This window comes from candidate division WOR-3 bacterium (assembly GCA_016867815.1).
GTDB lineage: Bacteria > Hydrothermota > Tepidihabitantia > Tepidihabitantales > Tepidihabitantaceae > UBA2258.
Genome location: VGIR01000004.1, coordinates 1 through 25252 on the forward strand (window position 1 = coordinate 1; position 25252 = coordinate 25252).

At 63.4% G+C, this 25252-nt stretch carries 18 protein-coding genes; 5 read left to right on the plus strand and 13 right to left on the minus strand.

The window, feature by feature from the left end:
• Positions 1–184 precede the first annotated feature (184 nt).
• The 11 genes from FJY68_01240 to FJY68_01290 all read right to left on the minus strand — a co-directional run bounded on the left by FJY68_01240 (position 185) and on the right by FJY68_01290 (position 13873).
• Positions 185–703 (minus strand): hypothetical protein, encoded by a 519-nt coding sequence (locus tag FJY68_01240; protein MBM3330457.1) that lies wholly within the window; start codon positions 701–703, stop codon positions 185–187.
• 6 nt (positions 704–709) lie between these two features.
• A complete protein-coding gene (locus FJY68_01245) occupies positions 710–1870 on the minus strand; it encodes a hypothetical protein (GenBank protein ID MBM3330458.1) in 1161 nt (386 codons plus the stop codon).
• A gap of 877 nt (positions 1871–2747) precedes the next feature.
• Complete coding sequence (locus FJY68_01250) at positions 2748–4427, minus strand: hypothetical protein (GenBank protein MBM3330459.1); 1680 nt, start codon at positions 4425–4427, stop codon at positions 2748–2750.
• 22 nt (positions 4428–4449) lie between these two features.
• A complete protein-coding gene (locus tag FJY68_01255) occupies positions 4450–6147 on the minus strand; it encodes a hypothetical protein (GenBank protein MBM3330460.1) in 1698 nt (565 codons plus the stop codon).
• Positions 6098–7534 (minus strand): L-seryl-tRNA(Sec) selenium transferase, encoded by a 1437-nt coding sequence (locus FJY68_01260; protein ID MBM3330461.1) that lies wholly within the window; start codon positions 7532–7534, stop codon positions 6098–6100. Before FJY68_01260 ends, FJY68_01255 begins: the two co-directional genes overlap by 50 nt.
• 29 nt (positions 7535–7563) lie before the next feature.
• Positions 7564–8607 (minus strand): protein arginine kinase, encoded by a 1044-nt coding sequence (locus FJY68_01265; protein ID MBM3330462.1) that lies wholly within the window; start codon positions 8605–8607, stop codon positions 7564–7566.
• Between the two features lie 100 nt (positions 8608–8707).
• Positions 8708–9196 (minus strand): hypothetical protein, encoded by a 489-nt coding sequence (locus tag FJY68_01270; protein MBM3330463.1) that lies wholly within the window; start codon positions 9194–9196, stop codon positions 8708–8710.
• Between the two features lie 84 nt (positions 9197–9280).
• Positions 9281–10060, minus strand: coding sequence for an ABC transporter ATP-binding protein (locus FJY68_01275; protein ID MBM3330464.1), 780 nt, complete (start codon positions 10058–10060; stop codon positions 9281–9283).
• Complete coding sequence (locus tag FJY68_01280) at positions 10053–11276, minus strand: ABC transporter permease (GenBank protein MBM3330465.1); 1224 nt, start codon at positions 11274–11276, stop codon at positions 10053–10055. The genes FJY68_01275 and FJY68_01280 overlap by 8 nt, the downstream gene beginning before the upstream one ends.
• 114 nt (positions 11277–11390) lie before the next feature.
• Positions 11391–12938, minus strand: coding sequence for a lysine--tRNA ligase (gene lysS, locus FJY68_01285; GenBank protein ID MBM3330466.1), 1548 nt, complete (start codon positions 12936–12938; stop codon positions 11391–11393).
• A gap of 137 nt (positions 12939–13075) precedes the next feature.
• A complete protein-coding gene (locus FJY68_01290) occupies positions 13076–13873 on the minus strand; it encodes a hypothetical protein (protein ID MBM3330467.1) in 798 nt (265 codons plus the stop codon).
• Positions 13874–14607: 734 nt separating this feature from the next.
• Here FJY68_01290 and FJY68_01295 point away from each other — a divergent pair.
• The 3 genes from FJY68_01295 (at position 14608) to mltG (ending at position 18442) form a co-directional block, all read left to right on the plus strand.
• Positions 14608–16830 carry a hypothetical protein gene (locus FJY68_01295; GenBank protein ID MBM3330468.1) on the plus strand — a complete coding sequence of 741 codons (2223 nt, stop codon included), beginning with the start codon at positions 14608–14610 and terminating at the stop codon, positions 16828–16830.
• Positions 16831–16919: 89 nt separating this feature from the next.
• Positions 16920–17438 carry a Holliday junction resolvase RuvX gene (ruvX, locus tag FJY68_01300; protein MBM3330469.1) on the plus strand — a complete coding sequence of 173 codons (519 nt, stop codon included), beginning with the start codon at positions 16920–16922 and terminating at the stop codon, positions 17436–17438.
• Positions 17435–18442 (plus strand): endolytic transglycosylase MltG, encoded by a 1008-nt coding sequence (mltG, locus tag FJY68_01305; GenBank protein ID MBM3330470.1) that lies wholly within the window; start codon positions 17435–17437, stop codon positions 18440–18442. The genes ruvX and mltG overlap by 4 nt, the downstream gene beginning before the upstream one ends.
• Positions 18443–18499: 57 nt before the next feature.
• Here mltG and FJY68_01310 read toward each other — a convergent pair whose 3' ends face one another.
• Positions 18500–20446 carry a hypothetical protein gene (locus FJY68_01310; protein ID MBM3330471.1) on the minus strand — a complete coding sequence of 649 codons (1947 nt, stop codon included), beginning with the start codon at positions 20444–20446 and terminating at the stop codon, positions 18500–18502.
• Between the two features lie 424 nt (positions 20447–20870).
• On the opposite strand from FJY68_01310, the gene FJY68_01315 reads away from it, so the two are divergent.
• Positions 20871–23000 carry a hypothetical protein gene (locus FJY68_01315; GenBank protein MBM3330472.1) on the plus strand — a complete coding sequence of 710 codons (2130 nt, stop codon included), beginning with the start codon at positions 20871–20873 and terminating at the stop codon, positions 22998–23000.
• A 28-nt stretch (positions 23001–23028) separates the two neighbouring features.
• A complete protein-coding gene (locus FJY68_01320) occupies positions 23029–24399 on the plus strand; it encodes a T9SS type A sorting domain-containing protein (GenBank protein ID MBM3330473.1) in 1371 nt (456 codons plus the stop codon).
• On the opposite strand, the gene FJY68_01325 is transcribed toward FJY68_01320, so the two are convergent.
• Positions 24389–25066 (minus strand): class I SAM-dependent methyltransferase, encoded by a 678-nt coding sequence (locus tag FJY68_01325; protein ID MBM3330474.1) that lies wholly within the window; start codon positions 25064–25066, stop codon positions 24389–24391. The genes FJY68_01320 and FJY68_01325 overlap by 11 nt on opposite strands.
• Positions 25067–25252 lie beyond the last annotated feature (186 nt).

The following is a 25252-nucleotide window of genomic DNA, read 5'->3' on the forward strand; positions in this document are numbered from 1 at the left end:
CCTGCAATAGCTCCAAGGCATCCTCCTGATCCAGCGAAGCCAGCACCTGCCTGCCTGCCGACCTGACGTTCCGACTTGCAGCCGACGACCATCTCCGGTACTTTCTCACAGCGGTTCTCCTTTCATAACATTCAAACAACCCAGATGCTACCATCCGGGCAGGGGAACCGCTACTGATTTTCAACTAAGACAGGGACATCCTCCCGCACTCATCCGGGGCAAAGTAGGGCTCAACTATCATGACGTAGCTGCGGGCGTTCTTCATTATGGGAGCAAGGGCCTTGGAAATGGCATCCGGCGTCCTCTCGACCAAACAATCTGTGCTCACTGACCATAGATCGTCCTCCTCACAGAGGGAGTCGGCGAGCAGAATGTCAGGATTGTCTCGCGGGTTGGCCTTCGCGAGAATTGCCTGAAATGCCTTCACTTCGTGCTGGGCTTCAGCCTTCTCAAGCCAAGTTCCCTGTCCGTCGTAGGACCGGCCTTCTCCGCGCCACATCCTGTGCTTGAGCTTGCCCAAGAGAATCTCGATCCGAGGCCCACTTCGGCGCCCCGCTGGATGGAGTTCGTAGATGCGGCGTGTCCAATCATTGGGGAACCTCGCTATCAGACGCCCGGTATTCGCACCAAAGCAGTCAACGTATCTGAGCAAGGCGTCTTCAGTCCTTAGCACCTCAGGGTCGACAGCGAATTCGTGGAGCATGTCCGCCTAGAAGAGCTCGGCCGCCCGTTCGGCAAAGAAACCACCGGGCCAATCCACTGCAAGGTCGCCGTCAGGCGTTAGCGGCATTTCGCGAACGACGCTCCCTTCGTTTGTCGGTTCGACGTAGACGACCTGCACGTCCTTCGTCGTAACACGAATGGCGCCCTTGCCATCAGTCGTTTCGCGGATTCGACGTAGGATACGCAGGAGCAGATGCTCGCTGTGAGTCTCGACTATGAACGTATTCTCGCGTTCGCTCAGCGCCGCCTTGATGAACACGTCGCCAAGCTCGGCCTGCAGTGCCGGGTGCAGGTGTATCTCCGGCTGCTCAATGACGATGGTCGCACCCCTAGAACCATAGGCCTCCGCGAGAACCGGCAGAACTTGGCTTATCCCCACTCCGATATCCCGATGGCTCACCAGAGTACCTGTGCGCTCGTCCGTCAGCTGCAGTTCGATGGCCGCCGGACCCTTCTCTCGTAGTCGCTCCAGCGCAAGACGGATCTCAACTGGATCGTGATTCTGCGCCGAGAGTACCCGGGCGAGCGGCTCTACATCGTAGTAGGGATGCGCCTCAAGCCTGAACGGGGTCTGTAGCAGCCCTGAGCCAAGCCAGCGGTTCACAGCCTCGCGCACTTCTGAGTCAGTCCTGACTACGTCCCACGCAGATGCGCCGGAGGAATGGTAGTTCGGGTCATACTCGCCATAAGTGATCAACCGCCTCGGAGGGTAGGCACGGAACGGGCCCAGGTACCGCATGCTGCCAAAGCCGCCAGCTATTCGCGCGTGCAGGTTTCTCACCATATCGTTCAGCTCTGCAAAGGGCACAGCCGGGATCCAATGCTCGGCAGTCTTCCGCAGGCTACAGATGTGCTGACGATAGGCTTCGTGGGACTCGGTTTCCTCACTCCAACTCAACGGGCCATCGCGACGCTCCTCGTAGTCAACGTCAGTGATGCCTCGTTCCTGTTTCCATTCTTCCCACGTCACGTACCCCGGCAGCTCTCTGTCATCAGTCTGCAGAGTCGCTGTCAATTCACCGGCCGACTCCTGGCGGACCTTCACGGCGTCCCCGTCCTCACCGTGTAGCCGCTGTGCAACAAGCCCGGGGCACTTGGCGGCGATGCCGGTTACCTCAAACCACGGCCAGAAGTAGTCAGCCTCCATCTCCGCATAGACCTTATCGTCTCCGGCCAAAGGGTAGTTCCCAGAGTCGGGGGTCTCCTCCTCAGTGAACACGTGGAGCTTCTCGGCTGCGCGCGTCCCGATTTGGGTCAACGCCAAGGGGGCATCGGAGCTCTCCCTGGTCAGCCGGATGCGTCCGCCTTCACTTTCAAGTGTGTATTCGCGGACGTACGGCTTCTTGTCGAATGCGAGTCGGACGCACACATTCCAGTCGTTGTCCAACAAGTGGCTCGCCTCGTCGGGCAGCGGCGGTTTCGCGAGCCGGAAGCCGAGCTCAACGTCGGCGTTCACGTCCCGCCTGAAAACGTACTGACGAAACCCGCCGAGGTCGACGTTGTCTCCGCCTATCTGAGTCGTGTGGGCGTCGAGGTTCTCCCTCGTGACGCCCTCATGGGCGAGTAGCAGCGCGTGTATGAGGCTGGACTTCCCGCCGCTGTTCGGCCCGAAGACCAGCGTGATGGGCTTGATAGGCAACCTCTGCGTGTCCCTGAATGCCTTGAACCCTCCAACCCGAAATTCCGTCAAGAACACGTGTACCTCCTCATGCGCCTCATCGTCTTATGTGACAGAGCACAGCAGCACAGGCCACAACCGGATCGATCCTGGACAAGCCGAACAATGCAGTCCATCCTCGTACACCCGAACAACCGGAGGCTGCAGTACTCGTGCTGGATTATGGGTGATACCGAGACGGAGTCAAGCCGAGAGCGGCTGCGTGACTACTACCGGAAAGCAGAGTGGAGGGCGGACGCGATGACGGGGATTTCATCGCGGTGGAGGGCGCGGAAGTCGAGTAGGTACTCGTCCTACTCGACCCTCCGAACACCGGCGGCCGATGGGGACAGCTGGCCTCTGGTCGCTAGCGGCTCAATCCCCGATACAGCGTGCCTTTGCGCACGCCCAGCCATTCCAGCGCTCCGTCGTCCCGGAAGACCGGACCGCCGTGGATGACGTCATGCTCCGGTCCGGGCCGTCCGTCGATGATTACGAACTCCTTCTTGCCCTCCCGGGCCCAGTGCGCCGTACGCCGGCTGTCCGGGCTGAACGCGAACCGGTCCAGGCCGGGATAGGCCGGCCCGGGAACGCCGTCGATCACGACCCGGCGCTTGCCGCCGCTGTCCGCCTGGTAGGCCACGCGCCGGCTGTCCGGGCTGAAAACCATACTGCCCCAAGCGATCTCGTCGTACTTCGGTCCAGCCTGGCCATCCACCATCGCGAACTGCCCCGTGGCAGTCTTCACTCCGTAAGCCACGCGCCGGCTGTCCGGGCTGAAGACGCACCAGTCCCATACGTCCTCGTGCGCCGGGCCGGGCACGCCGTCGGTTACCAGGAACGCCTGCTCGCCCTGCAGCGCGAAGTAGACCACGCGACGGCCATCCGGGCTGAACGAGAGCCCGTCGATGAAGTCGTACGCCGGCCCGGGATTCCCGTCGACCACCGCACGCTGCTGCTGGCCATCTAGGACGGCGTAGGCGACTCGCCCGCCCTGCGGGCTGAAGACCGGCGTTGAGACCTGCGCGTATTCCGGCCCGGCCAGCGTGTCAACCACCACGAGCCGCTTTGCGCCCTGGCGCGCCTGGTAGGCTGCGCGGGCCCCGTCCGGGCTGAATGCCAGACCCTCGATGAAGTAATACTCCCGACCGGCCTTGCCGTCGAGTACGACCCGCTGTTCCCCGACGTCGCCCGCAGCGTAGGCCAGCCGCCCGCCCACCGGGCTGAAAAGAAGCGGCCCAATGACCTCGTACTCCGCCCCGGGCAGGCTGTCGACCACGACCAGGTGCTTGTCACCCCGGCGCGCCTTGTACGCTACGTGCCGGCTGTCGGCACTGAACCGCTGATCGCTAATCTCGTCGTAGTCCGGGCCGGGCTTGCCGTCCACGACCAGGAACTGCCTGCCTTCGCGGCTCGCCCTGTACGCCACGCGTCGGCTGTCCGGGCTGAACAACGGCGCCGCACCCGCATCGTAGTCGTATTCCGGACCAGCAATGCCGTCGACCACGACCCGCTGTTTCTCTTGGTCGAGAGCAACCCAGGCAATGCGCCGGCTGTCTGGGCTGAAAACCGTGAACAGCTCGCCCACGGCGCCGCACTTCGGCCCGGGCATGCCGTCCAGCACCACGCGCTGGCCATCACCGTCCTGCACGATACCCGCCACGTGCTTTCCGTCCTGGCTGAACGTGACCGTGAACGCGTAGACGTCGTCATACGCGGCCCCTGGCCGGCCGTCGATCACCAGGAATGCCTTGTTGTTCTTGATCCCGGTGAAGCAGAACCGCGCGCCATTCGGGCTGAACACCAGATTGTTTTCGCGAACCGCATCCCACGTCCCGGGCAGCAGCTTGCCGTCGAGCCAGACGCTGTAACCGGAGTCGTCCGCTACGACGCAGGCAGCATGCAGTCCGTCCGCGCTGTAGGTGAAATCCTCGACCGGGTTCGGCAGCGCGCCGAGTACGGTCTCGGTCACGCTGCCCACCGCCTGCGCGCCGAGTGCCAGCGGTAACAGGCTGGCTATCAGGACTGTGAATCGGACCAGTTTCATTTCATGTCTCCCTAGTTTGGCGTCATCGTCCTGGCGGCAGTCGCACCCGGAACAGCGAATCACTGCGCACCGCGAGCCACTCGAGCGCGCCGTCGGCACGGAACTCGGGGCCGCCCAGCAGCCGGTCATACTCCGCGCCGGGCAGGCCATCGACCACGACCAGCGCCCGGTAGCCCCGGCCCGCCCGAAAGGCAAAGCGCCGGCTGTCTGGGCTGAAGACCGGCCGCGCGGCATCGTTGTACACCGTCCCGGGTTTGCCGTCGAGCACGGCGAACCAGCGGTCGACCGAGTCGTTGGCGCAATAGGCCAGATGCCGGCTGTCCGGGCTGAAGATAACGCTCTCATCCCGGATATCGTAGTACTCCGCGCCGGGCAGGCTGTCATCAATCACCCGGGTCCGGTCGTTCTGCCAGGCAAGGACGGCCATGCGCCGGCTGTCCGGGCTGAAGACAGCCGGCTCGACACCGTCGTATGCCGGCCCGGGCACGCCGTCGCGCACCGTGAAAACCTTGTCTCCCTGCCGGGCCCGGTAGGCCAAGCTGCGGCTGTCCGGGCTGAACACCAAGTAATGCGCGTCCGCGTATTCCGGACCTTCCCGGCCGTCGACCACGACCCGGTACTGCTCGCCCCGGCGGGCGCAGTAGGCCATGCGCCGGCTGTCCGGGCTGAAGACCGGGCCGTCGGTGATCTCGTCGTACGCCGAACCGGGAGCAGTATCCTGCACAACAAACCACTTGTCGCCCCGGCGGGCCGAGTAAGCGAAGCTCCGGCCGTCCGGGCTGAAAACCGCCCCTTCCCGGCCGAGCGCGTCATACGCCGGCCCGGGCACCGAATCGACCACAATGAACTTTGCTTCGTCCTGCTCGGCGGAAAAGGCCAGGCGTCGGCTGTCCGGGCTGAAGACCAGTTCCCGGACACTCGTGTACTCCGGCCCGACCCGGCCGTCAATTACCACACGCCGGGCGCCTCTTTGCCAGAGGATGTACGCCGCGCGCCGGCTGTCCGGGCTGAAGATGAGCCCCCAGGCACCGTAGCCGCGCGGCCCGGCGACGCCGTCAATCACCATCCACTGCCAGCTGCTGTCCCGCGCCGCGTAGCCGGTGCGCCGGCTGTCCGGGCTGAAGATCTGGTCGCCCAGCTCAATCTCATCGCATACCGGTCCGGGCCGGCCGTCGATCACGGCAAACGCCTTGCCGCCCTTCATGGCAATGTAAAGAGTATGTTGTCCGTCCGGGCTGAACGCGAGTTCACCGATCCAGATCGAATCATAGATCCCGGCCTGCACTTTGCCGTCAAACCAGGCGCTCTGGCCGGAGTCGACCGCGACCACGCCTGCCGCGTGGCGCAGGTCCCGGCTGCGGACAATCTGGCCGACCAGCGCCGGAACCGGGCCGAGGAACTTCTCGGTCGCCTTCCCGGCCGGCCGCGCCCAGGTCAGAAAAGGGAGAAGACCGACGATCAACGCGCCGCGCAGACGAGGTCTCAAAGTCGATTCCTTTCGCATACATGTTCTTCCGAAGATCACACCGCATATTGTAGCAGGAAGGTAGAGCACTGTCAGGCGAAAACAGCCGCCGAGACTCCGCACTTGAGCCCACCACCAGGTCGGTGACCAGACCAGATCGGGAGTCAGAATCCTGCAGGTGGCCGAGCAACAGAACGGACGCAGGCTAGTGCTGGAATGCGGACTGGAGGGCGGCGGCGATGATGGGAATCTCATCCTGGCGGAGGGTCCGGAAATCGAGCAGGTATTCGCCCTTCTCGACCCGGCCGAATACCGGTGGGCGATTGAGGCGCATCCGGCGGGCAAGCTCGTCCACGTGCACGGTCTTTGGCCGAACCGAAACCACGCGTGATTCGAGGCTCTCGGTGGCGAGCGACCCACCGCCGATTTCGGATAGCGCGGGCTTCACCTGGACTGCGGCCTTGTCCTTGAGCCTGGCCTGCACCTGACTCACAAGCGTCTCTGCCTCTTCCTGCATCTGCTGGGGAGTCTTGAGCAGGAGCTGGAACAGAGCGTGCTCCTTGACGACTCGCTCTTCGTCGAGGAAGAGCTCCAGGGTCCGTTCGAGCACGGCGTAGGTCAGCTTGCCGCAGCGCATGGCACGGGTGAGCGGGTGTTTCTTCAAGAGGTCGATGTACTTCTTCTTGCCGACGATGATGCCTGCCTGCGACGCGGAAATCAGCTTGTCCCCGGAGAAGCAGATGACATCGGCTCCGGCTTTGACCGACTCCTGCACCAACGGTTCCTTGGGCAGGCCGTACTTCGAGAGGTCTATGAGCGCGCCGGAACCAAGGTCATCCACCACCAGCACCTTGGCCTCACGCGCCAGCCCGACCAGCTCTTCAAGTCCCACTTCCTTGGTGAACCCGGTAATCTTGTAGTTGGAAGTGTGGACCCGGAGCAGCAATGCCGTCTCGGACGTGATGGCATTCTTGTAGTCACGCAGGTGGGTACGGTTGGTTGTGCCTACCTCTACCATCTTGCATCCACTCTGCTGCATCACGTCGGGGATGCGGAATGCTCCGCCGATTTCGATGAGCTGGCCCCGCGAGACAATCGCCTCCCTGCCCTTGGCCAGCCCCGAGAGGATGAGCAGCGTCGCGGCGCAGTTGTTGTTGACGACCATCGCCGCCTCGGCCCCGGTCAGCTCGCAGAGCAGCGGCTCGATGTGTCGATAGCGGCTGCCGCGCCTGCCAGTCTCAAGGTCGATTTCGAGGCTGGAGAAATGCTCGCTCACGTCGGCCAGCGCTTCCTGCGCGGCCTTGGACAACGGCGCGCGACCCAGCCCGGTATGCAGGATGACGCCGAGTCCGTTGATCGCCCGAGTCAGGGTCGGCTTGCGCTCGCGTTCAAGACGCCGCTCTAGTTCGGTCTGGTCGTAGGCAACGCCCTCGCCAGCGTGAATCTTCTCCCGCAGTTCATCCAGGTAGACCCGTATCGTACGCACCGCCATTCGACGGTGGACGTGAGACAGAACCGGCTTCAGTTCCTCACTCTCGAGCAGCTTGTCTACCGATGGCAGAGACCGAAAAGTGGCCCCGTGATCTAGTGGTCCAGTGTTCGAGTGTCCGGTCGGGAGTCCCGCACTTGACCTCTTGACCACTTGAGCACTAGACCGCTGCTGTTTCTTCTTCACGGATGCACCAGCGTCTCTCGGACGAATGTGGCGCGGCGCTCGTCGCGTTCCGCCGCGGTCAGGTTCTCGCCCAGCAGCGCCTGCAGGTTCGCAGGACGGACAAGTATCATCAGCCGCGTCACCTGCTCCAGGCTGATCTCGTTGACTATGCCAAGGGTGACTCCGAGCCTGAGGCCGGCAATCAGGTTTATCGCCTCGTCCGAAGAGAGGACGCGCGCGCCCCGCAACAGGCCAAGCGACCGGAAGACCTTGTCTTCGACCTCGACCCGCAGCTTCTTCATCAGGTACTCACGCGCCTTCCGCTCGTACAGAATCACCTGCCGACTGATGTCGGCGATCGTCTCGATGATCTCCCACTCGGTCTGGCCGACCGTCTTCTGGTTGGAAATCTGGAAGAAGTTGCCCTTGGTTTCAGTTCCCTCGCCGTACAGGCCGCGCACCGCGAGGCCGATATGGATGGCCCCGCGCAGCACCTTTTCGATCTCGCGGGTGATGACCAGCGCGGGGAGGTGCACGAGAACCGAGGCCCGCATTCCGGTGCCGAGGTTGGTCGGGCACGCGGTCAGGAATCCGAACTCGGGCGAGAAGGCGTACTGAAGCTGGCTCTCCAGCTTCTCATCAAGAGCCGCCGCCGCAGTGAAGGCCTCGGGGAAATCGAGGCCGGATGCCATCACCTGGAACCGAAGGTGGTCTTCTTCGTTGATCATCAGGCTCGTGGCTTCATCGTTGCCGACGTAGAACCCGCGCTTTGCCTTGGAGGCGATGAAATCGGGCGAAGCGAGGTGACGCTCGATCAGGTACTGGCACTGCGGGTCGGCAAGCTGCTCGTTCTGGAGGAACTTGCCGTTCTCCAGGTAGCCGGTGTCGGTAAGCGCCCAGCGTACGACGTCAACGGTACGTTCGTGGTCGCGGGGCTCTGCCCGGTGGGTGAAGGGTACGTCGGCCAGGTTCCGCGCCAGCCGGACGCGGGTGGAGAGGACTACGTCAGCTTCCGGGCCGGAGGCCGCAAGCCACTTCCCGACCGAACCGCCTGGACTCATAGAAGCGGAGTATCACCACCAAGGCACCAAGACACCAAGTCCGAGAACGGACTTCCTGTCCGGTCTGCTTTGTGCCTTTGTATCTTTGTGGCGGGCATCCTCACTCCCCTTCAGTTTTCCGGAGTTGGTCGCGCAGGGCCGCGGCCTTCTCGTAGTCTTCGTCCTGTATGGCGCCGGACAGCGCCTCGCGCAGCTTCTGGACGTTCATCTTCATCTGCGCCTGCTTGCGCCCTCCGCTCGCGGTCCTGCCGACGTGCTGCACCGCGTCGTGGATCCGTCTTATCAGCGGTACGAGCTGATCGTGAAATGACGTGTAACACTCGGCGCAGCCGAGCCGGGCCTGCCGTTTGAACTCGGCATAGGAGAGGCCGCAATTCGGGCAGATCAGCTTCGAATCGCCCTCATCGATGCGGTTCTTCAGCTCGGTGATGATCTCGGCTACGTTCGCCTTCAGCTTCTCGACTTCGGTGAACCCTCGCTGGCGGGCGCATTCGGGGCAGATGGTGATCTCCGTGACCTTGCCCTCCTTGTCGAGCTGGCTCACCTTCATTGTCGCCTCACCCTTGCCGCAGAGGTCACATGCCTTCATATGGATGGAAAAACCGGAGGTCCGCCACAAGGGCACAAAGACCCGAAGAGGCCCCAGACTCTGGAACCTTCGGGACTTTGTGTTCTAGTGGTTGGATTCCTCATCGAGCTTCCCTGCGGCGAGATGCAGCCGTCGCGTCGCCCGGTCCGCAACCGCCTGGTTGTGAGTCACGACCAGAATCGTCATCTTCCTTTCGTTGCTCAAGCGCACCATCAAGTCGACCAGGGCGGCCGCCGACGTCGTATCGAGGTTACCGGTCGGTTCGTCCGCCAGGATTACTGCCGGGTCGTTCACCAGCGCCCGGCCCATGGCGGCGCGCGCCTGCTCGCCGCCCGACAGCTCAGCCGGACGATGGGTCAGGCGGGAGGTGAACCCGATCTCCTCGAGTACTTTGTGCGCCCTGACCAACGCCTCGGCACGGGCAACACCCGCCACCAACAGCGGCATCGCCACATTCTCGAGAACCGTGAACTCGGAGAGCAGGTGGTGGAACTGGAACACAAAGCCCAGTTTCCGGTTTCTCACCTCGTGCAGCTCCGACTCAGGGTAGCTGAAAACATCCAGTGAATCAAGCAGCACCCGGCCTCTGGTGGGCCGATCCAGAGCGCCGAGAACGTGCAGCAGGGTTGACTTGCCGGTGCCCGAAGGACCGAGAATGGCCACCAGGTCGCCGCGCTGCACTTCCAGATCGACACCCCGCAGGATTTCAAGCCGCTCCGTCCCGGTTTCGAATACGCGCCAGACATCGGTCGCCTGAAGGACAGGCGTGTGGTCGAGTGGCGCCGTGGTCGAGTGGTCAAGTGCCGAACTCCCGGCCGAACACTGGTTCACTGGACCACTAGACCACTGCTTCTGCTCACTCATACCTTATCGCCTCCAGCGGCACGAGCCTCGCTGCCTGCAGCGCCGGATAGATGGTGGCGGCAAAGGTAATAGCAATAGCCGAGATACAGACTAACGTCACATCCTGCACCATGACCTGCACCGGCAGGTTCTTGATGAAGTAGACGTCGCCGGGCAAAGAGACGAAGCGATACTTGTTCAGCAGCCAGCATGCGACCAGGCCGAAGACCGAACCCGTAACGGTACCGATGATACCGATGAACCCGCCGGCCAGTATGAAGATGCGCGTCACGGTTGAGGACTTGGCCCCCATCGCTTTCAGGATACCTATCTCGCGGGTCTTGCGGATGACCATCATCGTCAGCATGCCGATGATGTTGAACGCGGCAACCAGCACGATCAGCACCAGCACGATGAACGTAACGACCTTTTCCAGGCGCAAAGCGGTGAAGAGATTGCGGTTCTGCATTATCCAGTCGGTAGCGCGATACGGGTATCCAAGCTGCCGCGTGATGCGCCGCCCGATGCGGGCCGCAGCGTAGACGTCACGCACGCGTAACTCGAACCCGGTAACCATTTTCTCCATGCCGAGGAACTGCTGGATTCCGGCCAGCGAAAGGTAGACGAAGCTCGAATTGTACTCGTACATGCCGCAGTCGAAGATGCCGTTCACGACGAAGTACTTGGTGCGGGGCAGGAAGCCGAAGGCGGTCATCGTCCCGCCGAAGGGCGAAGCGAGGTTCAGCGAGTCACCGATGGAAAGCCCGAGTATACGCGCCAATTCGATGCCGATGACAACCCCGCTCGAGTCAAAGTCGAACTGCCCCTGGACAATGGTGCCGGATATGTCGGTGATATCGTCTTCGTACTCCGGATCGACGCCGCGAACCACGACACCCTCGACCCCGTTCTCGGTCCTTACCAACGTCTTGGCGTAGATGAACGGAGCGACCGACAGGACACCCGGAACCCGGGCAATCTCCTGCTGGAGCGAGTCGCCTCCGCCGGCCGGATACGGGATCGGCTCGAACGAATACTTGGCCACAACCACATGCGGGGTAGCGCCGAGAATCCGATCCTTCAGCTCCTGGTGGAATCCGTTCTCGACCGAGAGAACGATGATGATTGCCGCAACGCCGACGAACACGCCACCCATCGCAATCGCGGTTATGCCGGAGAAAGTGCGCCTGCCCCTGCCGCGCAGGTACCGCCGCGCCATGAAGAGTTCGAATCTCATGGTAGACGGACCGGAGTCTTACCACCAAGACACCAAGACACCAAGGTCGGAATCCGGCCGGCCGGAGAGATCTCTTTGTGCCTTTGTGCCTTTGTGGTGAGAATCCTCACCGAATCAGGATTCTTTCTGAGGCCGGAGTTGCGGAAAGAGAATCACGTCTCTGATGGTCGGTGAGTTCGTCAGCAGCATGGCAATCCGGTCAATCCCCAGTCCGAGGCCGCCGGTCGGCGGCATGCCGAACTCGAGCGCGGTGCAGTAGTCCTCGTCCACCGTCGCAAACTCCTCATTCAGAGCCACGCCCTCCTCGAACCGCTCCCGCTGCTCGGCCGGGTCGTTCAGCTCAGAGAACGCGTTGCCCAGTTCCATGCCGCATACCACCGGCTCGAACCGCTCGACCAGTTCCGGGTTGTCGCGGTGGCTCTTGGCCAGCGGCGTCGTCACCTTCGGATGGTCCATCACGAAGGTCGGGTCAATGATGTGGTCCTGTATCAGCTCGGAGAAGAGCTTGTCCAGCAGCTTGGCGCGGGAAATGTCCTCCGTGGTCTGAACGTTGAAGCGCGCCGCGACCTTCCTCAGCATCGGCATGGAGAGCTTCATCGGGTCCGTCTCAATCCGCGCTGCCAGCGTGTCCACGAATTTCATCCGCTGCCAGGGTCTGCCGAAATCAACGATGTGGTCGCCGAACGGTAGCTCCGTCTTGCCGCAGACCTCCATGGCGAGGAACTTGAACAGCTCCTCGACCAGCGCGAGCACGTCATTGTAGTCGGCATAGGCCCAGTAGAGCTCCATCTGGGTGAACTCGGGATTGTGCGTCCGGTCCAGTCCCTCGTTGCGGAAATCCTTGCCGATTTCGAAGACCTTCTCCAACCCGCCGACGATCAGCCGCTTCAGGTACAGCTCGTCGGAAATCCGCATGAACATCTTCTGCTCGAGCACGTTGTAGAATGTCTCAAACGGACGGGCTGCGGCACCGCCGTAGATCGGCTGCAGAATCGGCGTCTCGACCTCGGCAAACCCGCGCTCGGAAAGGAACCGCCGCACGAGCCCGGTGATCTTGGTCCGATTCAGCAGCACCTGCCGCGACTCCTGATTGACAATAAGGTCAACGTAGCGCTGCCGATAGCGCATTTCGACATCTGTCAGACCGTGGAACTTCTCCGGCAGCGGATGTAGCGACTTTGTGAGGAGAACCAGTTCCTTCACGTTGACCGTCACCTCCCCGGTCTTGGTGCGGAACATCTCGCCCCGCGCTCCCACGAAGTCGCCTAGGTCGAGCAGACCAAGGTTCGCGAACGCCTGCTCGCCCAGGGTGTCCTTCCGCAGGTAGAGCTGCAGTCTCCCGGTTTCGTCCTGGATGTGGCCGAACTGGGTCTTCCCGTGCTCCCGCCGCGACATCAGCCTGCCCGCAACGCTCACTGCGAACAGGGGCGTGGGCAGAGGGGCTGTACCGGATTGCGGCGCTCCTGGCGCCGGAGACTGTCCCTGCCCGCTCAGATCCTCGAACTCCGCTATCGCCTTCGCATTCGTGTGGGTCCGTTCCCACTTGTACGCGTAAGGATTGACACCGGCCTCGCGCAACTTCGCGAGTTTGCCGAGCCTGACTTCGCGGTCATGGCCGCTGGTCTGAGTCGGTGGTTGTTGCTCCTGTGGGTTGTCGCTCATCGGGCAAGACTATATCCGTGTCAGAGGCGAAGTCAAACAGACGAAGAAGAGATCGACGCCGGGACAGGCACCTACCACCAAGTCACAAAGACACAAAGATGGATCTGGAAGCAGCCGCTACCGATGCACGCGCAAGGCTACTTCTTCTTGTGCCCGCTGGCAACGAGCCAGCTCCGCTCAACAACTCCCCAAACCGGATTGTCCGCATCGTGCTGCAGAAGCTCTCCATAGACACGCCAAGGCCGACTCCGACTCCAGAACTGCAGGCTCTGAACTATTCGGCGTTCGGCAGGCTGTGCACGCAGTCCAATCTCGCCCCCCGACTCAGTCCGGACCTGGTAGACAATGCCGCGCGGTCTGACGACGCGCCCTCCGACGGTGTCCCCTTCATCGAGCAGACGCTGGACCGATGCGGCGTCGGCGACGCCCGATATCTCGCGTTGCCACGCCGCGTAGTCCTCAAGCTTCCTGGGCTGGAACATAGTATCTACTTCCTCCGGCTTCAGCGGAAACCTGGGGAGGCACTGCTCGCCGCCAAACAGAGCGCCGACCAAACCGGAGGCGCTCACCACGGTCTCCGGAGCGACATTGTCGCGTGGTCCGGAGAACAGAACCTGACGAACAACGAGCCAGTTGTCCGTACGAACGTACCACACAAAGTCGTCCCTGGATGTCCCGTTTCGACGATCCTGGGCTTCGGCCCGCAGCACGTAGCAGTCCTGTTGTTCGACCGTCTCGACGCCGGCTACACAATATCGTTTGTAGCTGCAGCCGGAGTCAACCGCAGGATCGACTCTTGCCGGCTCCCAGGTCTTGACCACCCACCAGTCGCCCACTCGCCACCTGGGAGCAAAGTTCATCTTCCCGCCCGCGGTGAACTGCCGCGCGCATGCCGCGACAGCCAACGCGGTCAGGGCGACTCTCGTCCAACGCACGACACCAGTGTATAACGACACAGACTGCTGTCAAACCACTTGTCGAGGGACAATCCCTAGCCGCCCGAGGAGGCTGGCCGCGAAGTTAGGCGCATGGCGAAGTCGGGATGATGAGACATGTTCGTATCACTATGCCGAGGGCGTTTTCGGTCCTATGTGCCTGAGGATTAGGGCGTTAGGCGGCATCGAGCCGAAATGACCCCCCCCGCCCCGGGGACTGCTCGGGGGATAGCCAGCCATGTCGTTTGTATCGCTGTATCGGACATCGTTCGGCAGACAGTCTCGGACACGGTCTGGGAGAGTCCTTGGTCCGTTGTCCCGGAGGCAGTGCGGCAAGCTGCGTGCATCGTTGCTTCGTGCGTCGTTTGGGGAAAAGCAGAGATAGTATGCAGCAGGCAGTAGACAGGACTGCCGGGCACGCAGACGGGCACGTCGTTCTGCACGTTGCTTCCGCCGCAATCCGGAACGCAGCCTGCGAGGCGGTTCGCGGGGTTGCGCCCGGAGTCATGTCCTTTTCCGTGACCCGAGTCCCACGATGAGAGGTCTTCCCGAATCCAGCCTGCGGCGTGAGTCCATCACCGGCTTGACATGGCGTACCGGGGCGATAGCATGACCCGTTCACGGGCTGCGGTCCTTTGCAGCCGTGAGCGGCATACGCCGGCAGGCCGCGTGGCAAGGCTGTCTGCGGTGGCGACCGGCGGGTGCGCAACGCCAGTCAGCACGAAGGAGGTCGGATGATTCAGGCAGTTCGCAAGGCAGTGACCGTGACAATGCTAGTCCTGCTGTTCGTTGCCGCTGGAGCATCGGCAGCGACGTCGGAAGCGTCGGCGATCGAGAAGGCCAAGGCGGCAGCATACGCGGCCGCGTTCGACGCGCCCGGGGCTGACCCGCTCGAGTTGAGCGGCGGGCCGGACGACTACGGGTACATCTTCAAAGACGAGACCGACAGCGGCGGTCCGGCCTACGACTGGATTGACACCGTCGGTGCAACCAGCCTGGATATCACGGGCGACGATACATTCACTGTGGTCGCGCTGCCTTTCACCTTCTCGTTCTACGGCGCGGACTTTGACTACTGCCACCCCTCCACCAATGGCCAGATGGGGCTCGGCAGCGGCATCCGGGCCTACGCCAACTCCGAGCTTCCGACCACCAATCTCCCCGCCAGTCACCTGTGCCCCTACTGGGACGACCTGTACGTGGACACCAGCTCCAAGGTCCTCTACAAGACCGTGGGCACTGCCCCGAACCGGCAGTTCGCCGTCATCTGGGACAGCGTCCGCACGCTCAGCAGCAGCTATCGTCTCGTGTTCGAAGCCATCCTGGGTGAGTCAGACAACAGCATCACCTACCAGTACCGCTACCTGGACACGAACGCGCAGGGCCAGTCCGCCACAATCGGCGAACAGCAGGCCCAGACCGGCAACCGCTACCTGCAGTATTCGTACAACACGGCGTCGCTGACCGCCGGGCGCGCCATCAAGTTCTGGCGTCCGGAGATGACGGCCGACGTCGGCACTCACCGGATTGTCGCGCCCAACGGCGTCCACCTGATGGACACGATTCAGCCGGAGGCCGTCATCAAGAACTACGGGACTGCTGCCCAATCCAACTTCGGGGTCAGGCTCGACATCGGCACCGGCTATACCAGCACGGTGAACGTACCCGGTCCGGTTGCGCCCGGAGATACCGTCGTCGTCAACACGTTCACCCCCTGGGTCCCGACTGCCATGGGCCCGTACGCGGTCGCCTGCTCGACCCAACTCAGCGGCGACCTGTTCGAGAGGAACGACAAGGCGACCGCGAGCGCGATGATTGTGAGCCTGGTCGAGCACTTTGAGCCGACCAACGGCGGCTACGTGCCGACTCCGGACTCGGGCCACTGGGCGTGGCGCGAACCGGCGTACCCGCGGCCGGCGCCGCCGTCGTCACCCAATGTGTGGACCATCCCGGACTCCGGTGCCTATCAGACATACGAAAGCAGCTACGTGGCATCCTGCAAGTACGTCGCCACCCTGGACTCCCCGCAGGTCATGTTCGACCACCGGTTGTACGTCGAGCCGAACTTCGACGGCGGCAACGTATCCTACTCAACCGACCATGGCTCGACTTGGACTGTCATCTTCCCGGACGGCACCCGGCCCTACGACTCTCTCCGTTCCGGGCAGTGGGGCTACACCGGCACCGTCCCCTGGGAACTGGCCACGTTCCGTGTCCCGGTCCTGCAGGACAGCGGGTTCAAGCTGCGCTGGAAGTTCATGACTGACCTTTCGGTCCAATACCAGGGCGGCTGGATGATTGACGACTTCGCCGGCATCGGCATCGCCAGGCTCGCGGCCGACGTCGGCGTCGTACAGACACTCGCGCCGGCCGAGTCGGTCTACTTCGGTGACACGATCGCCCCGCGTGCCGTAGTCCAGAACTTCGGTAGCGCGGAGCAGACGTTCGTGGTTCGGTTCTCGGTCGGCGACGGCTATGGGGACTCGGACTCGATGACGCTTGCTCCCGGCCTGACGGACACGGTTGAGTTCGCGGACTGGACTCCGGAATCGCTCGGGACCTTCAGCGTCACCTGCTCGACCGAACTGGCCGGTGATATGGACCAGGCCAATGACGCAGTCCATGGCTCGGCTACGGTCATGCCGTTCGTTGGGGTGGCCGAACAACCCCGCCTTGCCCGCGCCTTCTCACTGGACAATGCGCTGCCGAACCCGTTCACCGGCAGCACAACCATCCGTTTCGGCGTCACGCGCCGGGAGCAGGTGTGTGTGAGCGTCTACTCCGCCGCCGGTACGCTCGTTCGGACGCTCTGCAACTCCGACCTGGTTCCGGGATACCACTCGCTTGCCTGGGACGGCCGGGACGCACGGGGGCACGCGGCCGGAGCCGGCGTGTACCTGATGCGGATGAAGACCGACGTCTTCACCGCCACGCGCAAACTGGTCCTGCAGCGCTAGTCAGCATCCGACAGCAGCAGTCGGCAGGGGCGGGCGCAAGCCCGCCTCTTGCTGGACAGGTCGCGGGCTGTAGCCTACACTCTACAGAGATGGGTCGCATCCTCTGTATAGACTACGGCGAGCGGCATACGGGCGTTGCGGTCTCTGACCCGACGCGAACCATCGCGCAAGCTTTGCCGACCATCCATCACTCGAGCAAACGCGAGCTGCTGGAAGCGCTTAGGCGGCTCATTGCCGAGCAGGAGGTGACTGAGGTCGTCATCGGCCTGCCGGTGGCTCAATCCGGCAAGCCGAGCCGTCGGTCCGAGCAGGTGCGGAGTTTCGCCGGGCAACTGAGGAAGGCAACCGGCCTGTCTGTGGCGACGTTCGATGAACGCTTCTCGACCGCCCGAGCGACCGAGGTGCTGGAGGAGATGTCGGGCGGCCGCGACCTCGCGCCCGGCAAGCGCGCAGCCACCGGCCGGAACCGGAAGCGCCGCGAAGCCGTGGACCGGATAGCCGCGACCATCATCCTTGAAGACTACCTGGCTGAGATGGGGGACCGCACGAAGAACCCAGAATCCAGAGTCCAGAATCCAGAATCCAGAAGTACCGGAGCCGGGGCGTGAAACCACCAGGATACCGGTGCACCAAGGTCCTGGTCCTGACCTCTTTGTGTCTCTGTGCCTTTATGGTGGGTCACCTCTCGTGTTCGAGCCGCGTGCCGTCGAACGGCCGGAAGGTCGAGGTGGTGGTGCGGCCCGGCCAGAGCGCCACGTCCATCGCCGACACCCTGGTTGTGAAGCAGGTCATCGGCTCCAAACCGCTGTTCCTGCTATACGCCTGGTACTACAACTACAATGCCCGCCTGCGCGCCGGCCGCTACCAGCTTTCCATCGGCACCGGCGAGCGGCGCGCGCTCCGGCTGCTGGCCGGCGAAGAGGCCGCGGTGACGATGGTCACGATTCCCGAGGGCTACACCATGAACGAAATCGCAGCGGTGCTGGCGGAACGCGGGGTCTGCCCGGCCGACAGCTTCCTGAGCGCGTGCATGGATACGAGCCTGCTCCGGCAGTCCGGCGTGAGGGCGGCGACCGCCGAGGGCTACCTGTTTCCGGAGACCTATGAATTCCTCAGCGGCTCCGCGCCAGCCGATGTCGCGCGCAGGCTGATCCGCCAGTTCTTCTCGGTGTTCGCCGAACTCCACGACTCCTCACGCCTCCCTCCTGCCTCTTTCCTCACTCCCTCGCAGGTCGTGATACTCGCGTCCATCGTCGAGCGCGAAGCCAGGGTGCCGGAGGAGTTCCCGCGCATTGCCGGAGTATTCGCTAATCGCCTGCGCCGGCGCCTGCCGCTGCAGTCTTGTGCCACCGTCGAGTACCTGCTGCCGCAGCGCAAGGGACGGCTGTCGGTAGAGGACACGAAGATAGCGTCCCCGTACAATACCTATCTCCACGCCGGCCTGCCGCCCGGGCCGATCTGCAATCCGGGCCGCCGCGCGCTGGCCGCCGCGCTCCATCCCGAGCGGAACGACTATCTCTTCTTTGTCGCCCGCGGCGACGGCACCCACCTCTTCTCCCGCACCGCGGCCGAGCACGCTGCGGCCTGCCGCCGCGTCCGCGACGGCGGCTAGCGGAAATGAAGCGGGGCGAAACGCCCGTTTCGCCCCGCGACTTCCCGTTCGGTTCGGCTAGTTGACCAGCACGGCCCGGCCCGTGAGCCTGCGGTCCTGGGTCCTCAGCTCCACGAAGTAGGTGCCGCGCGAGAGCTTGTGCCCGCTGTCGTCTCTGCCGTCCCAGACCGCCGTCCCCGGCTCAAGCGCTGAGCGTGCCAGTAGCCGTACGATTCTGCCGGTCTTGTCGAGTATCCGCAGGTCGACCGGCACCGACTCCGCTGTCTGCCAACGGATACTGGTGCTGTGGGTGAACACATTCGGCGTCACCGAGAGCCGGTCAGTCCCGACCGAGCGGGAGGTCTCGACGACGCCAAGCAGCCGGTAGACAGGCGGGCTGACAAACGACGCGACCACCTTGTCTTCGACCAGTATAGGCTCAAAGTAGGTGCCGCCGCTGTAGCCCGATGCCGAGACGGTCAGCGTGTACTCTCCGGCAGCCAGCCCCTTGATAAGGTACTCACCCCAGGTAGTCGTGTACGCCTGCCCGGTGCCTTTCGCGCCGGAGGCGGTAACCAGCACCCCACTGACCTCAGTCTGACTGACCCCTTCGTAGACAAAGCCCGAAATGCCGCCGCTTTCGACCGCAACCAGGGCGAAGTTGATGTTCTCCGTGATCTGGCCCGCCTGAACGTGAACGCTCTCCGGATAGACCTGGTGGTAGTAGCCCCGCGCGCATGCCCGAACCAGGTACTTGCCCGCGCGCAGCTCCTGAATCAGGTAGTAGCCGTTTGAGTCCGACTTGGCGTGACCCTGACCGCGCGGACCCCAGGCAAACAGCTCTGCGTTCTTGATCGGCTCCTGGGTTGCGGAGTCGGTCACCGTTCCGGAGATGCGGCCTCTCTCGCCTTCCTCCGGCTCCAGGGCGAAGTCCACGTGCTGGGTTACCTGTCCGGAATCGACCACGACCGTCTCCGGGGGCGCGGGCTTGAATCCTCGGGCACTGGCCATTACGTGGTAGTTACCAGGCGGCAGTTCGCCGATGTAGTAGTTACCTTCCATGTTGGTATTTGCCTGGCCGCGCCTCGGCCCCTCGGCGACGACCAGCGCGCCGAATATCGGCTTGCCGTTCACCTTGTTCGTCACCGTTCCGGCGACCGCGCCGTAGCCACCACCCACGGGCTCCAGCGCGAAGTTGATGCCGTCCGTAATCTGGCCGCCAACGACCAGGACCGACTCCGGATAGACCTTGGGCTTGAACCCCTGAGCCTGCGCGCAGACCCGGTACTTGCCCGCCGGCAGATTCTCTATCAGATACCCGCCCTGCTGGCAGGTATGTGCTTCGCCGCTGCCTTTCGGCCCGGTGGCAAACACCACCGCTCCCGGGATGGGCTCGCCGTTGCTGGCATTGGTGACCTTGCCGGAGATGCCGCCTTTCTCGCCGCCGGTGGGCTGCAGAGCGAAGTTGATGTTCTTTGTGATTTCGCCCGCAACCACAGTAACCGACTCCGGATACACGGACGATTCATACCCAGTGGCCGAGGCGGTGACGCGGTACCTGCCCGGTGGCAGTCCCGCGATCTGGTACCCGCCGCAGGCATACGAATGGGCCTCGCCGTCTCCGCTCGGACCGCGGGCAACGATGAGAGCGCCGGCAATCGGTTCCTCCGTAACCGCATCGGTCACCTTACCGGAGATCCCGCCCTTCTCACTGCCGAGCGGTTCCAGGGCGAAGTTGATGCCGTCGGTGACATGGCCCTCCTCCACTACTACCGACTCCGGGTAGACCTTGGTCTTGAACCCGGTAGCCGAGGCATGGACCTGGTACTTGCCCGGCTGAATCTGAATCAGGTAGTGGCCGGTGCTGTCGGTGTAGGCTCCGCCATGGCCGGTGCACACCGCCGCACCCGCGATCGGCTGCCCGCTCTCGGCGTTGGTGACCTTGCCGCAGATACCGGTAAGTGCCAGCGCCGGTGTACCGGCGACCAGCGTCAGAACCGCAAACAGAACCAGAACACTCTTCATTGCCACCTCCACTGGCTATGCCGCTGTCGGAGTACCGAACGACCCCGGCCGCATCCGGGCAGGAGTCGTTCCTGTATTTTCGCCTGACCGGTTTGGATGTCAAGTCCGCGCTCCGCCCTGAATCCGACGATGAGCCACGGAGCACGCAGACAACTGAAGTATGCGGGGTGGAAACTCCGACCGACACCGGGACTGCGGGCTCACTGGCCTGTGAGAGCGCCCCAGTTCCTGTCGTGGAGACACTCGGCCGCTTGACACGATGGAACTCCAGGGCTAGGATTGTACGTTGATTGGTCGCAGGACCGTTGGCAGAGAAGGTTCTTGAACAGCCTGCAAGTCGTCGAGTTCGGTCTAGCCTGAAATCCGGTCTGCCGTCCGGCAGAGCCTGTACCGATTCCCCGCACGGCGAGCAAAGGAGTACACCATGATGCTGCGCTTTTCCGCAAGGTCGCTCGCGACCCTGATTGCCGCGGTCGCGCTTCTCGCCGGCATTGCCGGCGCCGTTCCCGAACCCTGGGTCCACCCGGACGGGAGCATTCACTATTACGACCCCATCAGCACGCCGAGCGGCCTGAACTGGAACTTCGCCTGGGATTCGGCGCTCGGGCATGGCGGCTACCTCGCCACCATCACGTCGCAGGCCGAGAACGATTTCGTCTTCAGCCTGGTCGACTCCAGCCAGTTCTGGCACACGCGCACATCGCGCCAGGTTGCCGGACCGTGGCTCGGCGGCACGCAGGACTTCGGCTCATTCGAGCCGGACAGCGGCTGGCACTGGGTGACCGGCGAGTCGATGAACTACCGCAACTGGACTCCGGGCGAGCCGGACAACAACGGAGACGAGAATGCTCTCCACTTCGGCGAGGCGCTGAACGCGCGCGTGCCGTCCTGGGATGACGTCAACCGCCTGGACGATTCGATCCGCGGATTCGTACGCGAGCTCTCTGCCGATTCGACCACGCTCGGCCTGCGCTACTGGGATTCCCCGGCCTGGGAAGGCTACACGCTGTTCGCAAACAACCAGGGCCGGGCCTTCTACCTGATCGACAACAAGGGCCGGCTGATCCACAGGTGGCGTGTTACCGACAAGACGGTCGGCGCGCTCTACCTGCTGGAAAACGGACTAGTTTCCCAGATCGGTAACTTGAACAACCCCCATTTCCTCAATGGCGGCCGCGTATCGCTCATCGACTGGGGCGGCAACAAGACCTGGTCCTTCGACTATTCGGACAGCCTGGTCTGCCTGCACCACGACGCCATCTGGCTGCCCAATGGAAACATGCTGGCGATTGCCTGGGAGCTCAAGACCCGGGCAGAGGCGATCGCGGCGGGCCGCGATACGACCAAGCTGACCGCAAACAAGCTCTGGCCCGACCATATCATCGAAGTCGACCCGGCAACCGACAGCATCGTCTGGAAATGGCATGTCTGGGACCACCTCATCCAGGACTACGACTCTACCAAGCAGAACTACGGGGTGGTCGGGGACCATCCTGAACTCATCGACCTGAACTTCACGGACGCGGTTTCGCCGATCGCGGCCGACTGGATACACTCCAACGCTCTCGACTACAACTCGGAGTTCGAGCAGATCCTGCTCAGCGCCCGCGACTTCAACGAAGTGTGGGTCATAGACCACAGCACAACGACCGATGAGGCGGCCGGTCACACCGGCGGGCGCTACGGCAAGGGCGGAGACCTGCTCTTCCGCTGGGGTAATCCTCGAACCTACCGCCGGGGCGACAGCACCAGCCAGATCTTCTACCATCAGCACCACTCGTCGTGGATCCCGAGCGGCCTGCCGGGCGCGGGCAATATCACGGTGTTTGACAACGGACTGCAACGGCCGGGATCGGCGTACTCGACCGCCATCGAGTTCATTCCGCCGGTTGATTCCACCGGCCACTACGCGGACCCTCCGCCCGGCGCACCCTACGATCCTTTCGGTCCGGCCTGGCAGTACGTCGCCGACCCGCCGACGTCCTTCTACTCGTCCCAGCTCAGCAGCGTCCAGCGACTACCCAACGGGAACACGCTGATTTGCGAGGGCAACAGCGGGCGGTTCTTCGAACTCGCACCGGATACCCAGGTAGTGTGGAAGTACACCAACCCTGTCACGGACACGCTGCCTAAGTACCAAGGCACGCCGCCGGCACAGAACACGGTCCACCGGTCGCCGCGCTATCCGCTCGACTACGCCGGACTGCAAGGTCACGACCTGACCCCGGGATACCCGGTGGAACTCTACACCACCAAGCAGTACGTCGGCGTGAAGGAAGCTCCGCCGTCCGGCAGCGCTCCGGTCGGGCTGTCAGTCAGCCCCAATCCTTTCGGACCGCTCGCCCGAATCAGCTTTAATCTGCCGCGTGCCGTTTCGGCGGAACTCGGCATCTACTCGGCTGACGGTCGACTTGTGCGGACGCTGCCGGCCGTCAGCGGCTCCGTCTGGAACGGCGCCGACAACAACGGGAATCGCGTGGGCCGAGGTGTCTACTACTGCCGGCTGCAGGGACCGTCATTCGGCACGTCGGCGAAACTGGTGAAGAGCGAGTAGTCCGACAGTGAACGCATCTCGACGTACCGTGAAGACACTGGTACTGGCCCTGCTGCCGGCACTGGCAATTGCCACGGTGACGTTCGAGCGCCGCTGGCACTGGTTCCGCGAAGACATCGGCCGCTCGGTGGCGCTGATGGCGGACGGCGGGTATCTGGTCTCTGGTGAAACCTGGGTGGACTCAACCTTGTACGGCATCGTCCTGGCGCGAACCGACTCCCTGGGCGACACGAATTCGGTACGTCACTTGCTGGGCGTTGCTCACGGCAGCGGCTACGTCTGTGCCCTGACAGGGGGGGACATCGTCGCTGCCGGCATTCGCAACGGCTCACGTTTTTTCGCGCAGGGCTTCGATCCCTCGGGTGACTCGATCTGGACCTACGATTCCCCGCACCGCGGCCTGCCGTTTGCACTCATGGCCACGAGCGATGGCGGATGCCTGATTGCCGGCCGGGATTCGATGCAGGACATGGGCCTCGTGCGGCTCGATTCCGCGGGCAGCGAAAAGTGGGTCCGTTCCTATGATGAACCCCGCGTCCAGGGTTCCACCACCAACGGTGTGGCCCAAACCCGGGACAGCGGTTTCATACTCTGCGGCGACGCGACCGACTACATGGGTTCCTACGTCCGGCTGGTCCGGACCAGTTCAACCGGCGACACGCTCTGGACCCGCCTCTACTCGGGGCCCGTCGGACCCTCACTGGAGGCGGTCTGCGAAACCCCGGACCGCGGGTTTCTCGCCGTGGGCAACGAGTTCGACACCTTGCAGTCACTGGACGCAGCCTTTCTCCTGCGTACCGATTCCAACGGCACCATCATCTGGACCCGCAACATCCCGTTTCCCGGCGCCGGAACGCATGCCACGGCACTTCGCACCACCAGTGACGGTGGCTACATCCTCGCTGGTGCGGTCGATTGGGGTGACTCTTCACGGGCGTGGCTGGCCAGGCTCGACGCCGGGGCGGACACGGTCTGGACAAAGGTCTTGCCCGGCATTGGCAGGGAAAAGGCCGAGGACGTGTGGCAGACTCCGGATGGTGGCTACGTGATTGCCGGCACATCCGACTCCGCCGGCGGCAGCGTGTTGCTGGTGAAGACGGATTCTACCGGCCACGTGGATTACGGCGTCGCTGAGGACAACCAGGCCGTCGGCCGGCGCATGGGCCTGTCAATCACGCCCAACCCGACCCGCGGCGCAGTCAGTGTAAGCTGGTCACTGCCCGCCAATTCCGCGGCCGACGTCAGCGTGTACGACATCACCGGCACCCACGTGTACTCGGCATCCGAAATCCGGGCTTCTTCATTCCGGCTCGGTCTTCGGTCACTACCGTCCGGCGTCTACCTGCTCCGACTCGAGTCCGGCCGCAGCAGCGCGACGAGGAAACTGGTTATCGAATAGGCGGTCCGGCCGGCGCGTCGACCGGAGCCCGCGCCACCAGCACTACGAAGCTCGCCCCGCGCACGAAGCCGGGGCGGGCTTCTTCCATGGAAACAGTCTCACCTGGTCCCTGGAAGAGAGTGGAGAGCGTATCCAGCAACTCAAAGCCCGCCTGCTCCGTCAATCGCCTGACGTCCTCGTAGCGATCGAAGTGTGCCCGGCTGAACAGCGGATGTCCTTGTCGCCTTCGCTCGACATAGCTCGCACCCCACCTGCCGTCGCGTTCGAGAATGGCGTTCACCAGGCGGCCGCCGGGCTTGAGCACGCGCCGGCACTCACGCAGCACCTTCGGCGGGTCGTTGAGGAACTCCCATGTAGTCAGCAGGAACACGGTGCCGAAACAGGCGGCCCGGAACACCAGTTCCTCTCCCTCCCCGTACAGCACTTCGACTCCCCGCCGCCGCGCCTTCTCGAGCAGCGCCGGTGACGGGTCGACGCCCAGCGGAATTCCCAGCGCCTGAGCGAATCGACCCGTGCCCACGCCGACTTCGAGCCACGGCTCGGGCAGTCCGGCCAGGAGCGGCCTCAGGGCTGCCAGCTCTATCTCGAACGGCAGGCGACCCTTGCCGTCGTACCACGAGTCGTACCTGTCGGCCTGAGCCTCAAAAGGACTCGATTGCGGATCCATCTCCTGGAAGGTCAGCACCTCACAGCGCGGCGCATGGCGTTCAGCATCGCGCGGGCGAAGCACCCGGGGTCGCTGAAAGCGCACCGCGCCACTCTCGGCACGGATTTCCTTTCATCTGCCACGGATTCCAGTATGCCGCGCCCGCGGCAACAATCAAGCCGGGGCCTCGCGCCGACTCCTTGACCC

Bases quoted from the DNA above. Each gene is read 5' to 3' on its own strand.
- FJY68_01295 (MBM3330468.1), top strand. From the start codon at position 14,608: ATGATTCAGGCAGTTCGCAAGGCAGTGACCGTGACAATGCTAGTCCTG.
- FJY68_01245 (MBM3330458.1), bottom strand. From the start codon at position 1,870: ATGGAGGCTGACTACTTCTGGCCGTGGTTTGAGGTAACCGGCATCGCC.
- FJY68_01315 (MBM3330472.1), top strand. From the start codon at position 20,871: ATGATGCTGCGCTTTTCCGCAAGGTCGCTCGCGACCCTGATTGCCGCG.
- FJY68_01240 (MBM3330457.1), bottom strand. From the start codon at position 703: ATGCTCCACGAATTCGCTGTCGACCCTGAGGTGCTAAGGACTGAAGAC.
- FJY68_01265 (MBM3330462.1), bottom strand. From the start codon at position 8,607: ATGAGTCCAGGCGGTTCGGTCGGGAAGTGGCTTGCGGCCTCCGGCCCG.
- FJY68_01275 (MBM3330464.1), bottom strand. From the start codon at position 10,060: ATGAGTGAGCAGAAGCAGTGGTCTAGTGGTCCAGTGAACCAGTGTTCG.
- FJY68_01250 (MBM3330459.1), bottom strand. From the start codon at position 4,427: ATGAAACTGGTCCGATTCACAGTCCTGATAGCCAGCCTGTTACCGCTG.
- FJY68_01255 (MBM3330460.1), bottom strand. From the start codon at position 6,147: ATGAGATTCCCATCATCGCCGCCGCCCTCCAGTCCGCATTCCAGCACT.
- FJY68_01310 (MBM3330471.1), bottom strand. From the start codon at position 20,446: ATGAAGAGTGTTCTGGTTCTGTTTGCGGTTCTGACGCTGGTCGCCGGT.
- lysS (MBM3330466.1), bottom strand. From the start codon at position 12,938: ATGAGCGACAACCCACAGGAGCAACAACCACCGACTCAGACCAGCGGC.
- FJY68_01280 (MBM3330465.1), bottom strand. From the start codon at position 11,276: ATGAGATTCGAACTCTTCATGGCGCGGCGGTACCTGCGCGGCAGGGGC.
- ruvX (MBM3330469.1), top strand. From the start codon at position 16,920: ATGGGTCGCATCCTCTGTATAGACTACGGCGAGCGGCATACGGGCGTT.
- FJY68_01325 (MBM3330474.1), bottom strand. From the start codon at position 25,066: ATGGATCCGCAATCGAGTCCTTTTGAGGCTCAGGCCGACAGGTACGAC.
- FJY68_01270 (MBM3330463.1), bottom strand. From the start codon at position 9,196: ATGAAGGCATGTGACCTCTGCGGCAAGGGTGAGGCGACAATGAAGGTG.